Annotated in this window: 7 protein-coding genes; 6 read left to right on the top strand and 1 reads right to left on the bottom strand. The window is 39.5% G+C overall.

The features are described 5' to 3' along the window. Positions 1–459 precede the first annotated feature (459 nt). From ACRD69_RS19995 to ACRD69_RS20015, 5 genes are all read left to right on the top strand, one after another. Positions 460–2,490 (top strand): methyl-accepting chemotaxis protein, encoded by a 2,031-nt coding sequence (locus ACRD69_RS19995; RefSeq protein WP_430816910.1) that lies wholly within the window; start codon positions 460–462, stop codon positions 2,488–2,490. 945 nt (positions 2,491–3,435) lie between these two features. After that, a complete protein-coding gene (locus tag ACRD69_RS20000) occupies positions 3,436–6,225 on the top strand; it encodes an alpha/beta hydrolase family protein (RefSeq protein WP_430816911.1) in 2,790 nt (929 codons plus the stop codon). 365 nt (positions 6,226–6,590) lie between these two features. Continuing rightward, positions 6,591–7,001: an RNHCP domain-containing protein gene (locus tag ACRD69_RS20005; protein ID WP_430816912.1), complete on the top strand. Its 411-nt coding sequence runs from the start codon at positions 6,591–6,593 to the stop codon at positions 6,999–7,001. Further along, positions 6,988–8,013 (top strand): ribosome small subunit-dependent GTPase A, encoded by a 1,026-nt coding sequence (gene rsgA / locus ACRD69_RS20010; RefSeq protein WP_430816913.1) that lies wholly within the window; start codon positions 6,988–6,990, stop codon positions 8,011–8,013. Before ACRD69_RS20005 ends, rsgA begins: the two co-directional genes overlap by 14 nt. Positions 8,014–8,576: 563 nt before the next feature. Next, positions 8,577–9,581: a glycoside hydrolase family 2 TIM barrel-domain containing protein gene (locus tag ACRD69_RS20015; RefSeq protein ID WP_430816914.1), complete on the top strand. Its 1,005-nt coding sequence runs from the start codon at positions 8,577–8,579 to the stop codon at positions 9,579–9,581. Positions 9,582–9,848: 267 nt separating this feature from the next. Here ACRD69_RS20015 and ACRD69_RS20020 read toward each other — a convergent pair whose 3' ends face one another. Continuing rightward, complete coding sequence (locus ACRD69_RS20020; protein ID WP_430816915.1) at positions 9,849–10,814, bottom strand: PLP-dependent cysteine synthase family protein; 966 nt, start codon at positions 10,812–10,814, stop codon at positions 9,849–9,851. A 650-nt stretch (positions 10,815–11,464) separates the two neighbouring features. Between ACRD69_RS20020 and ACRD69_RS20025 the strand changes: the two genes are divergently transcribed. Further along, the coding region (locus ACRD69_RS20025) for an InlB B-repeat-containing protein (RefSeq protein ID WP_430816916.1) at positions 11,465–13,887 on the top strand (2,423 nt) is incomplete at its 3' end.

Below are 13,887 nucleotides of genomic sequence, written 5' to 3' on the forward strand. Positions count from 1 at the left end.
AAACGCGAAGTCTTTTAATATATTATTTCTTTTACAAAAAACGGGTTAGCATCAGAGCAAGCCCGTTTTTTTTTGAATGATATCTAAGTTGTTTTTATAATAAATGGAATGCATAGGATTATAAGCTCGGAATCAATAAGAACCAAGCATTCTTAATGATGTCAGAACAATGCATCAATTTAACGGATTATTCCTTCGGAATGGAACACAAATGCTGTAAACAGCAGTTGTTCTTCGACGCACTTGTGTTCCATGCACACGCTGGCGAGGATTTGTAATCCGTGCCTTTATTAATACTTCGACCCAACCCCTGGGTATGAGCCCTAATTCCACCCTTATGGGGGGGCTAAACGGGTATATAGGGTTATAACTTCAAAGGCTTATATAACGTTTAGTGTATAAAGTGTATAACTGATTTTATATGCTTGTTTTTTAAGCCTAAAGAAAAATTATTTAACTATGATGTGGAAAAATATTAAGCTGGGAAAAAAGTTCTTTTTCTCATTTGGAGTTATCGTTGCCTTGTTGATAGGTGCTTCAATTTGGTCAATATCTGGTATTAACATGATCGTCAAGGATGCGGATCAGGTGATTGCTGGTAATAAACTCAGGGCAGAACTTGATGAGCGTTATGTTGATCATTTATTATGGGCGCAGGACGTTAGTTCATTATTGACAGATGCCCATGTTCATGAACTGCATGTGCAAACCGACCATCACCAGTGTAAATTTGGTAAATGGTATTACGGTGAGGGAAGGAAAAATGCCGAGGCGCTGACTCCTGAACTTAAACATTTGTTCGATGAATTTGAAGAACCACATATCAAACTGCATCAATCAGCCATTAAGATCAATGAAGTCTTCGAACAGATGGACTGGCAGATGGCCGTTAGTTTAACAGAAGCTCAACTGTCACATGTTAACTGGATGAACCAGGTCAAAGAGGATATTTTCATTAATAACAGCCAAACCATCGCTGTAGAGAAAAATCCGGCACACTGTCAATTTGGTAAATGGTTAAATTCTGATGAATTCAACAAGTTTATGCAGGATAATCCCCATTTTAAATCAACGGTTGATGAAATTATTGTTGCGCACAACCAACTGCATCATTCAGTCAATGAAGCCGAGAGTTACCAGAGAAATGGACAAAACAGGCTTGCCAAGGAATATTTCAATGGCACAATAGCCGGCAACACACGCGATGTCTTAAGTCGCCTGGCCATGTTCAACGAACAAATAGCACAAGGCTTAAGTGGTATGCAAACGGCCAATGCTATTTATAACGATGAAACAAAGGTCCACCTTAAGAAAATGGGTGAATTGTTTCATAAGATAGCGGAGGAATCAAAAAAATATATCATGACCGATGAAGTCATGAAGAAAGAGGCCTTTATCACCAGGAATGGAATAATAATGGCAAGTATCATCATTGTAGTACTGGCAGTAATCCTGGCCTGGTTCATTACCAACAGCATCGTTACTCCTCTGAAAACATCAGTGGATTTTGCCAAAAAAGTAGCAGAAGGAGATTTGACTGCTAAGGTGGATATCGATCAGGAAGATGAAGTAGGGGAATTGGCAGGTAGTTTAAAGACGATGGTTCTGCACCTGCGTGATATAGTTGCAAATATTAAAAATGGAGCCGCTAATATTGCCCAGGCGAGTTCCCAGTTGAGTTCGGGCTCACAACAAATCTCGTCGGGAGTCAGTGAACAGGCTGCCGGAGCTGAAGAAGTATCATCGTCAATGGAAGAGATGACAGCCAATATTCAGCAAAACACCGATAATGCCTTGCAAACGAGAAATATGGCCGTTAATGCCTCCAATGCCATGGAACAGGTGGCAGCAGCATCAAATGACAGCATGAAAGCCGTACAGGATATTGTCAAGAAGATCAGTGTTGTTGTAGAAATAGCCGAAAAAACAGACCTGTTGGCCATTAATGCCGCTGTAGAAGCTGCCCGTGCCGGTGATGAAGGACGTGGTTTTGCAGTAGTTGCTGCTGAGGTGCGAAAGCTGGCCGAGCGAAGCCAGCTGGCAGCCAATGAAATTGTTGAGTTGGCGCAGAATGGTCTTGTTATGACAGAAGAGTCGACTAAAATGCTCAATGATATTTTACCTGATATCCAGAAGACATCTCAATTAGTGGATGAAATAGCATCTGCAGGAAGGGAGCAGGAAACAGGAGCCAACCAGGTGAACGCGGCTATACAGCAGTTGAATCAGATCACCCAGCAAAATGCCTCCTCTTCAGAGGAAATGGCAGGCAGCTCAGAGGAGCTGGCCAAGCAGGCTGAAGAATTGGAGCAAGTAACAGAATTCTTTACGGTAGAGAACAAACGTAATAAACAAAAATTCAGCATCGGTACCAATGGCAATTCTCACAATATGGCCTCACCATCAGGTAAAAATGGCACTGAACTGATTCAAAAGCCTGTGTTTAACCTGTCACTGGATGAAGATGACAGTGATTATGGTTCATTCTAAAGAACAACATGTTACATCTCTCCGGGGAACTGTTTCATAACTGAGGTGTACATAATTATAAGTTTCACGTAAAGGTCGCTAAGCATATGGTGTATTATTCACTGCTTGGCGACCTTTGTGATTTTTCTCTTTCGCGTTCTTTGCGACAAATATCTTTTAGGGGGGATAGCTTCAGTTCTATGGCACTCACCATCGATAATCTTCAATGCCGGTTTCGGTATTTTTTCGATATACCTTTGAACCTTGTTCGTAACAATCCTGATCCCGCTTCGGTATTTCTTCGGAAGCTCTTCGGTATTTCTTCGGTAATTGTTCGCTTACGCGCGTAGCCGAACAATTACCGAAGAATTACCGAACAAGGCTCGAAAAAGACCCGAAACTGACCCCAAAATGACCCGAAACAAGGCCAAATGACCTCAAAAATGACCTGAAAACGCTCTTTTTTGGGTATTTTCGAACAAAAAGCCTGTTTTCTCTAACGTTTTAAGCTTAGTACTTTGGGGGTAAAATGGCTTGTTTTGCACTTAAGGTGCATGTATTGAGAGGTTTATGGTTTTTGTCAAATTACAATGCATGCATTGTAATTGACCCGGGCTATTGGGCTTTGTATGTTTGTGTAAAGTTTCACTGTGTCAATCATTAAAACGCGATAATTATGAAATTCATTACCACAGCAATGAGAAAGGAGCATAAGAGCGCCATCGATCAGTATCTGTTTTGGTTCACATTACAACAGTACCAACACTCCTTATTGAATATTTTCAGGTGCAGATAAAGCAGGGTAACGTCACTGTTTGTGAATAGTTAAATAGTAGGATGTGTTCACGAAATACATGACGATAATCACCCTGCAACTACGGTTCCCTCTTGCTTTAAATGTATTATATTTACTTTTGTATTAAAGGTTATTACTCAACTCAGAATGAAAAATATAAACATACTATAATGAAAAAGTTTTTAGTCCTGTCCACACTCTTTCTATTCGTTTTTGCATCATATGCGCAAGAGAAGAAACCATTGACCTATGATGATATTCTGAAGTGGAACAGAATAACCCAAAGATTAATTTCCAATGATGGAAATTATATTGCTTATAAAGCTGAACCATGGAAGGGGGATGCTGTTTTAAAAATTATTGATAAGCATGGCGCTGAACAAAGCTCGATTATTGGAGGAAATAATGCCATCATCAGTAATAATTCAAGATATGTAGCTTTTACAATTCAGCCTGAAGAAGATCAGGTAAGAAAGCTAAAGTTGAAAAAAACGGATAAGGATGAGATGCCGCTTAATAAGCTAGGTATCTATAACATAAAAACTAAAGAATTAGATACAGTTAAAAACTTAAAATCCTTCAAACTACCTAAGCAATGGGATGGTTTTATTGCCTATCAAACCAAAACTGAATTAGTTAAGGATACCTTGAGAAATGATGATGAGAAGGTAAAGAAAGAATCAAAGGAAAACGGCTATATGCTGAATATCAGACATCTGCTTAGCGGGGAAGTTATTCAGATTCCCTACGTAACGGATTATACTTTCGCTAAAAATAAGGAAGTGATAGCTTTTGTATCTACAGGTAATGACAATGATGTGGAACCAGGCGTCTATTATTACAATTTGTTGGATGCTGATAAAACCGCCGTCCTGCCTGGAAAAGGAACATACAAACAACTGACTATAAACAGAACAGGTAGTAGATTGGCATTTTTAGCTGATACGACCAACAATAAAAAGCCGGCTTATCACCTGTATTTATGGGATCAAAATGATGGTTTGAAGGACTTGGCATCGACACATACAATAGGTATTGAAGAGGGATGGGAGATCAGTGAGAATGGGACATTGAAAATTGCTGATAAAACCCAACGCCTTTATTTTGGTATTGCGCCTGTTAAACCTGAAAAAGATACTACGAAGCTTGATGAAGAGATTCCTGAACTTGATGTTTGGCACTGGAACGAACCCATATTACATACGGAGCAGTTAAACACTAAGAAAGACGATTTAAAAAAGTCATATCTGGCAGTTTATCACCTGGAAAATAATAAAATAGTTCAGTTAGGGCGAAAATCATATTCTGATATAGAATTGATCAACGAAGGTAATGCCGATTACATGTTAGCCTATTCTAACCTGCCTTATGCAGTGCAACGAATGTGGGAAGGCTATCCAGAGCATAACGATTTCTACCTGATCAATATTAATACCGGCGATCGGGAGATGTTTAAACAGAATGTCAGGGCTTATCCAAATGCGTCCCCAAATGGTAAATATATATACTGGTATAATGCCATGGATACAACCTGGAATACCTTTAATATCAGCAAGCGTAAAGCCTATAAAATAAGCACCCCGGGTGTGATACAATGTGCTGATGAAATAAACGATATTCCAAACCCGGCAAGTAGTTACGGCACTGGTGGTTGGTTAAAAAATGACGAAGCACTGTTACTTTACGACCGGTTTGATATCTGGAAAGTGGATCCTGAAAACAAAGCAGAGCCTTTAAATATTACTGTTGATGGCAGGAGATCTGGAACAAGGTATCGATTGATTGACTATGATAAAGACTATTACGGTTTTATTAAGGAAGAGTATAAAGGTGTTGATGTTTCCAAAGGCCTTTATTTAATTGGGCATAATGAAGTTTCAAGGGAGGATGGATTTTATAAAATTGACATTCATAACAAAAAATCGCCCAAGGTGCTCTTAAGGGGTAAATTCAGGTTAAGCGCACCGATCAGGGCTAAAGATGCCAATGTTTTGGTTTATACAAAAGAGGATTTCCAGGAGTATCCAAACCTTTCAGTTACTGAAAATGACTATAAAAAATCTCACATTGTAAGTGACGTCAATCCACAGCAGAAAGAGTTTTTGTGGGGTACAAAGGAACTATACACCTGGACATCACTTGACGGACAAAAGCTTGAAGGTTTATTGGTAAAACCAGCCAATTTTGATCCTGACAAAAAGTATCCTCTGATCGTCAATTTCTATGAGAAATCGTCGCAACGATTATACGATCACCAAATACCTGAAGCACATCGTTCAACCATTGATTATCATTATTATGCAAGTCATGATTATGTGATTTTTAATCCAGATGTATATTATAAAGAAGGATATCCGGGAGAATCGGCTTTTAACTGTGTGATGCCGGGTATTTCCAAATTAATATCGGAAGGGTTTATTGATGAAAAGGCCATAGCCGCCCAGGGACATAGCTGGGGTGGGTACCAGGTAGCTTATCTGGCAACCAGAACAAATATGTTCGCTGCCATTGAATCAGGTGCTCCGGTTGTAAACATGTTCAGTGCATATGGTGGAATAAGACTATGGACAGGAAGGAACCGTTCTTTCCAATACGAGCACACACAAAGTAGAATTGGCAAATCCATTTGGGAATCACCACTACGGTACCTTGAAAATTCACCATTATTTACTGTTGATAAGATTACAACTCCTATGTTGATCATGCACAATGAAGATTATGGTGCTGTTCCGTTTAGCCAGGGTGTTGAGTTCTTTATTGCATTAAGAAGGTTAAAGAAACAAGCCTGGTTATTAAATTATAACGATGCTGATCATTGGCCAACACTTGTGCGAGACAAGTATGATTTCCAAATACGATTGGCTCAGTTTTTTGACCATTACCTGAAAGGAGAACCTATGCCAAAATGGATGGAAGAGGGGATTCCAGCCGTGGATAAAGGGTTTGATCTGGGATATTAGAGTACAATTATAGCTTTAAAAATAAACGCGCAGGTCGGTTTGATCTGCGCTTTTTTTGTGCTTGTGGCTTGTGTGATTCTTTGCTTGAGGAGAGTTTCAATGCCGGTATTAATGGCAAAATAGCCTGCTTTCATAAAAATATTTCGATTTTTAAAAGTAAAGATTTACATTTGCAGCACTAAAACTATTTGATGATTAAGAATATTCTGGTTCGTGTTAAGTAAATAATCATTGTCGTTGCGACTGTGATTATCCATTTGTACTCAGGCAATTTCTTGCTGGAGTTATTTCTATATAAGTATTTCAAGTATTTATGTTGGTAAAATTGCTGTACTCAAATAGCAATTAGACTTAACGCTATTGCAATGTCACGTAATAAAATTATTCATAATAATCCTATGGAGTCATTTATCTGTGCCTCTTGTGGAAAAGCTGTTCCTCCTGTAGAGTTTGGAGGAAAACAAAGAAACCATTGTCCACACTGCCTGTGCAGTATACATGTGGATATAACACCCGGCGACCGGCGAGCAAGTTGCAGGGGTATAATGCAGGCTATTAGCATTTACGTTCAACAAAACAAAGAATGGTCGATCATTCATCGATGCACCAAGTGTCACACCATCAAGCTAAACAGAATTGCAGCTGATGACAACGAGTTGCTATTATTGACAATGGCTGCTGAGCCATTGATGTCGTTACCATTCCCATCTAAAACAATGATCTCAACCTTGCATAAGTTGAGTTTGGAGAAAGGAGCAGAAGATGTGTACAAGTAAATTGATAGGACGCATTGTTGAAAAACAATACAATACATACAAGGTACAAACAGAAACAGGTCTTGAAAAAGCCCACTTGAAAGGAAAGAATTTTCAGACGATTCAACGCAAACGTGAATTTCCGTGTGTTGGCGACTGGGTTGTGCTGAAAGAGTGCGACGGGACCTTACAAATTGAAAAGGTACTGGAAAGAAGGACGCAGATAAGCCGGCAATGGGCAGGTAATACGACCGAAGAGCAAGTAATAGCCTCTAACATTGATTATGTAGTCATTGTTTTAGGACTGGATGGTGGGCGTAACTACTCCGACAGGCTGTTGGAAAGGTTAACCACTGTTGCCTGGAATAGTGGTGCCACACCTTTGGTTGTCCTCAATAAGGCCGACCTTAATGATGAAGCGGAGTATATAAAGTTTCAGGCCGAAACCATTGCTCCCGGCGTTGATATTATAGCTACAAGTGTTGAAGATGGAACTGGCATTGATGCGCTTACAAGCTATTTATCAAGTGGCAAAGTGGCTGTTTTTATTGGTCCGTCTGGAGTTGGTAAATCAACCCTAACAAACGCCTTGCTGAAAAAAGAGGTGCAAAAAACCAATGCGATAAGGCAAAAAGACAAGAGGGGTCGACACACCACTTCCACATCGTTTATGTTTGAGCTGGAGAGTGGCGGTCATATTATTGATTCGCCGGGCTTAAGGGAAGTACAAGCGTGGGCTGAGGAGCAGGACCTTGATGACACCTTTAGTGAAATCGCTGAGTTGGCACAGGATTGCAGGTTTAGTGACTGTAAACATGAGGGAGAGCCGGGCTGTGCTGTTCAGGCTGGACTGGAAAAGGGTATGATAAGTCCCGAACGTTACGACAGCTACCTGCATTTAAAGAAAGAACTGGCTTTTTTAAACAGGCGAAAAGCAGAGAAAAACAGTCATGTTGAACGGCAATTTGAAAAGCAATTTAGCAAAATGGTTAAAAGGGAAATGAGTAAAAAACAAGAATTGAAGAAGTACTAGCATAACACAATATGACTATTACAGATACTATAAACAAGGGATCAAAGAATTGCAGCTAAAAGCGGTTGATCCGGGACCCGGTTGGCGAATGCTGCGGGTTAATAGTTTGAGCGTGTTGTTTAGCGAATGGTAATGAAATGATCATTTGGAAAGCATCAGGCAGAAAACCTTATTATAGACCCGGCTGACTCAATTGTTCGGCTGGGTTTTATGGTGGTTAACCATTGCAATGGGGGAGCGGGGCTTTAATCAAGAGAATTAAGGCGCGAATGAATCTTACTTACTTTTGAATTAATCATCAAACCTTAAAATAGAGTCCCGCAATTTTACATTTTATACAGACTGCGTTTTGGGGTAAGTTGACATCGCAATTTAGTCATGTAATGTAAATAGGCAGATAGTACTGTGAAATGTGTTATTATTCTGGTATTTTTAACCGATCATACAATCTTTTATTAAAAAGAAAATGCAAGCTTATCAGCATCAATTAAATGTCAGTGATTGTTTCAGTCCGATATATTGAACTTGTTTAAACATCGAAACGTTAGACAGATAAATTATTTATGAACAAACTATATACGATACTACTTATTGCATTGACTACAATCAGTGTAAATGCCGGTAATACAACAGTTTCGGGCAGACAGATATTGGTGGATGGTCAACCTTACCTGATAAAAGGCATATGCTATAACCCTGTATCTAAGGGTAGTTCAACAAGGAGCTGGCAGACATTGACCCGTGATCTGGCTTTAATGAAGGAGGCAGGTGTAAATACTATTAGGGTATATTCCCCGATTAGTGAAGAAGAAGTATTAAATGAAATAGATGAAGCAGGCATTAAGGTTATTGTTGGTTTTGGCTATAATATGAATGGCTATTACGACCTGGCATCGGGATCATTTATTGATTACATAAAAAAATATAAAAATCATAATGCCATCTTATTCTGGGAATTTGGCAATGAATATAATTACCATCCTGAGTGGTTTGACGGTAATATTAACAACTGGTACAGTGCGCTCAATAATGCTGCAGCAGAAGCACACAAAGAAGATAGCGACCATCCAGTTGCAACAGCACATGGTGAGCTTCCAACTGATACGGTTCTAAACCATTGTCCAAACGTTGATGTTTGGGGCATGAATATTTACAGGTGGGATAAACCAGGAAATCTGTTCAACGATTGGGCCAGGCTTAGCACGCTGCCCATGTATTTGTCAGAAGCCGGTGCTGATAGCTATATGACAGTCGCTAAGAACGCGTATGCCCAGGGAGAGAATGAACAAGCTCAAGCTGATGCAACCTATAAAATCTTACAATCAATCTTCAAGAATCTAACAGTTTGTTCAGGTGTTACTCTATTTGAGTTTTCTGATGAATGGTGGAAGGCAGGTAATCCATCGGTTCAGAATCCCGGTGGATGGGCACCTAACAGTAGCGGCGTTCCATACGATGGAACACCTAATGAAGAGTACTGGGGCATTGTAGACATTGAGCGGAATAAAAAGAAAGCTTTTGAGGTGGTGAAAGAAAAATATAACTCTATTGCTACAGGTTTAAAATAAGGGCCTCTGATCAATGTTTTATTTTCAATCCCCGCCTCTGTTTCGGTCCTGAATGATGCAAGATTAGCACGCAGCATAAGCTGCCGTATCATGCGACCAATGTTAAAGCCTCCCCAAACTCACGATCAACGATACCTTAAACCAGTTTCAGGAAATCAAAACATCGATATATTCATAGAATTGTTTGACTTTATATCAGTTAAGAAAAGTCAAACAATTCTATGAAATAGTATAACGTGGAAGCATGAATGCTGAAGTTATGCTAAGTTAATTTACCAGATGGTCAAAGCCCATTTCATTTAACCACTGTGGGTTGAAAATCTTGCTCAGGTATTTAAAGCCACTATCTGGCAAAACAGTTACAATTTTCGCAGGAGCTTCCATTCTTTTTGCAATTTCAAGAGCAGCCCAGACATTACCTCCACCTGAACCACCTGCCATCAGACCTTCCTCGCGGGCAAGCCGGTGCACCATAGCTATAGCTTTCTCATCATTAAATGCAATCGCTTCATCTACAATGTCAAAATTCATGGTTGAGCAGAGTTTAGTCTTACCGGCTCCTTCCACTTGAAATGACTCAATATAGGACATATAATCTTCTTTGCCGTCCAGGTATGGTTTGTAAACTGAGCCTACCGGATCTGCCAGGATAGCTTTAATATCAGGATTATTTTCTTTTAAACGTCTTGCAACACCCGACAATGTACCGCCGGTGGATGCTGTAGCCACAAAAACATCAATATCCCCATTCATATCATCCCATATTTCCTTTCCTAAGGTCATATAATGAGCTTCAGGATTATAAATGTTGTTATATTGATCAATGTGAAAGTAGTCTTCACTTTCACTGGCCTTTAATGCGGGAAATTTTCCGTATGTCAGCTCAGGCTTTACAATAACTTCCGCACCGTATGATTTAATAATCGCAATTTTCTCCTCACTGCATTTATCAGGAACAAAAATAATGGATTTCAGTCCCATGGTGGAAGCAATCATTGCAACAGAGGCGCCGGTATTACCTGAACTTCCCTCAACAATTGTCGTGTTTTTATTGATTTTCCCTTCCTCAACACCTTTCTGAATCATATATGCAATAATTCGGTCTTTCATACTTCCCGTAGGGTTCATGTACTCAAGTTTTGCATGTATCTCAACGCCAGGTTTAGGATCAAGTGTTTTTAGATGCACCATTGGAGTGCTACCTATTAGATTTAAGGTTTCTATTTTTGACATAGCAGTTCTTTTCTGGATTTTTTAATAGGCCTTAAAAATATAATATACATCGGGATATACCATAAATTTATTAAGAGAAGTTGTTTAAAGTTATATTGAAAATCTGTAAGTAATATCTTGATTTCTTTGACTTCTGCTAATTTTATATTCAGTAGTATAAGGCTATGCAGTTAAAAATTGAGCTTTGTCACTAAAAACACTTATTAATGATACCCCTTTTCTTAATCTATCAACTCATCTTCTCCTTTAATCAATAGTTTAATATAATTTATCAATACAATACTTGTTATATTAACAGAATAATTAATTTTGCCCCTGCTAATCGGAAATAGCCACCCCAGGGGGAGAATCATTTTAGGGGTGGAGTCATAGAGGAATTTTATTGGAAATACGCGTTAATTTGCGGAATTAGGCCGCGCGATAATTGTTTCGTCATGTTATTTGATAATCGCAAATATCTGATGTAACAAATAGAATAGTTATTGCCTGCTGTTCATATATTATTTAACGAAATAAAAACAGATGCGAATAATATCCATTAGAAAGCTTGATGGCTATAAATAATTAATAAACTTAAATACTAACACGTTCATTGGCAGCATTAAGGTCAAGCAAAAGGCAAGCTGCAATGTTTTAAACATTTTTTGCATATGAAACAAATTTACTTATTAATTTTATTTCTAACCTGTTCATTGGGGATAGAAGCAAAATACACTTTAACAATTGATGATGTAGACTTTGATGCTGCTACCGGTACCATAACAAAATACTATGATACCGGAGAGTTTCTTATTGAAATTCCAGGTAGTTTTAACGGAGTACAAGTTAAATCAATCGGGGAAAATGCTTTTGTTATTGCAGATTCGAGGATTTTATTGGGGGTTGATTTTCCAAATTCAATAACTTCAATTGGCGCAGGTGCATTTCAAAATAATTATAATCTACAGTATATTACTTTACCAACTTCTTTAACCACTATCGGAGCGTCTGCTTTTTATCGTACAGGTATAAGAAGTCTTACCATACCTAATTCTGTTGTTTCAATTGGCAATTATGCTTTTGGACATAGCAATTTAAGTAGTGTTACTCTTAGTAATTCTATTACTGAAATTGGCGACGGTGTTTTTACTTTTAATCACTTAACCAGTGTTACCATTCCAGCTTTAGTGAATAGGATTGGAAGTCATGCATTTTCAGCAAATGAGTTAACTGGTATAACCATCCCCAATACGGTGACTTTCATTGGGGAATGGGCATTTTATGGCAATAAATTAACCAGTGTCACCATTCCTTCTTCAATAACGACTATTGAGGAAGCTGTGTTTCATAGCAATGATCTTACTGATGCATCCATTCCCAATACAGTAACGTCTATCGGGGATAAGGCATTTTATAGCAATAATTTTAGTCAATTTACTATTCCCAATTCGGTATCGTCTATTGGATTTCAGGCATTTGATTATAATGATAATCTAACTGTCATAAATTTGCCAACAGATGTTTTAGGTTATAAAAATGAAGTATGGAAGGATAATCATAACAGATCGGTTACAGAAATTACGGAGTTCTATGCTAGTTACGCTGTATATGGTGATAATGTGGCAATACACACTGTAACTTTTGTTGATTATGATGACTCTTTGATTGAATCTGTAAAGGTCGAGGAAGGGGCCTCTGCGGTTGCTCCAGAAGACCCGGTACGTACCAATTTTGCTTTCATTGGCTGGGATACAAATTATGATGAAGTTGTTGCAGATATGGTAGTGAAAGCCATGTATGAATCCGGTTATTCGGTTGTTTTTAAAGACTGGGATGGCATTATACTAAAAAGAGAAGGTGTTGCACATGGTTCATCAGCCACAGCACCAACTAATCCAAGCCGCACCGGTTATGACTTTACCGGTTGGGATGTGGCTTTTGATAATGTAACCTCAGCATTGACCGTAATGGCTCAATACACTATTAAATCCTATGCTGTACGGTTCGAAGATTGGGATGGCGGCGAGCTTAAGACAGAAACAGTGAATCATGGTTCATCAGCCACAGCGCCGGCTAATCCAAGTCGCACCGGTTATGACTTTACCGGCTGGGATGTGGCTTTTGATAATGTGACCTCAGCATTGACCGTAATGGCTCAATACACTATTAAATCCTATGCTGTACGATTCGAAGATTGGGATGGCGGCGAGCTTAAGACAGAAACAGTGAATCATGGTTCATCAGCCACAGCGCCGGCTAATCCAAGCCGCACCGGTTATGACTTTACCGGTTGGGATGTGGCTTTTGATAATGTAACCTCAGCATTGACCGTAATGGCTCAATACACTATTAAATCCTATGCTGTACGATTCGAAGATTGGGATGGCGGCGAGCTTAAGACAGAAACAGTGAATCATGGTTCATCAGCCACAGCACCGGCTAATCCAAGCCGCACCGGTTATGACTTTACCGGTTGGGATGTGGCTTTTGATAATGTAACCTCAGCATTGACCGTAATGGCTCAATACACTATTAAATCCTATGCTGTACGATTCGAGGATTGGGATGGCGGCGAGCTTAAGGCAGAAACAGTGAATCATGGTTCATCAGCCACAGCACCTGCTAATCCAAGCCGCACCGGTTATGACTTTACCGGTTGGGATGTGGCTTTTGATAATGTGACCTCAGCATTGACCGTAAGGGCTCAATACACTATTATATCCTATGCTGTACGATTCGAGGATTGGGATGGCGGCGAGCTTAAGACAGAAACAGTGAATCATGGTTCATCAGCCACAGCACCGGCTAATCCAAGTCGCACCGGTTATGACTTTACCGGCTGGGATGTGGCTTTTGATAATGTGACCTCAGCATTGACCGTAAGGGCTCAATACACTATTAAATCCTATGCTGTACGATTCGAGGATTGGGATGGCGGCGAGCTTAAGGCAGAAACAGTGAATCATGGTTCATCAGCCACAGCACCTGCTAATCCAAGCCGCACCGGTTATGACTTTACCGGTTGGGATGTGGCTTTTGATAATGTGACCTCAGCATTGACCGTAAGGGCTCAATACACTATTAAATCCTATGC

This window comes from Carboxylicivirga agarovorans (assembly GCF_050589845.1).
GTDB lineage: Bacteria > Bacteroidota > Bacteroidia > Bacteroidales > Marinilabiliaceae > Carboxylicivirga > Carboxylicivirga agarovorans.

Coding starts and splice junctions, on each gene's coding strand:
- ACRD69_RS19995 (WP_430816910.1), top strand. CDS start 460: ATGATGTGGAAAAATATTAAGCTGGGAAAAAAGTTCTTTTTCTCATTT.
- ACRD69_RS20000 (WP_430816911.1), top strand. CDS start 3,436: ATGAAAAAGTTTTTAGTCCTGTCCACACTCTTTCTATTCGTTTTTGCA.
- ACRD69_RS20005 (WP_430816912.1), top strand. CDS start 6,591: ATGTCACGTAATAAAATTATTCATAATAATCCTATGGAGTCATTTATC.
- rsgA (WP_430816913.1), top strand. CDS start 6,988: ATGTGTACAAGTAAATTGATAGGACGCATTGTTGAAAAACAATACAAT.
- ACRD69_RS20015 (WP_430816914.1), top strand. CDS start 8,577: ATGAACAAACTATATACGATACTACTTATTGCATTGACTACAATCAGT.
- ACRD69_RS20020 (WP_430816915.1), bottom strand. CDS start 10,814: ATGTCAAAAATAGAAACCTTAAATCTAATAGGTAGCACTCCAATGGTG.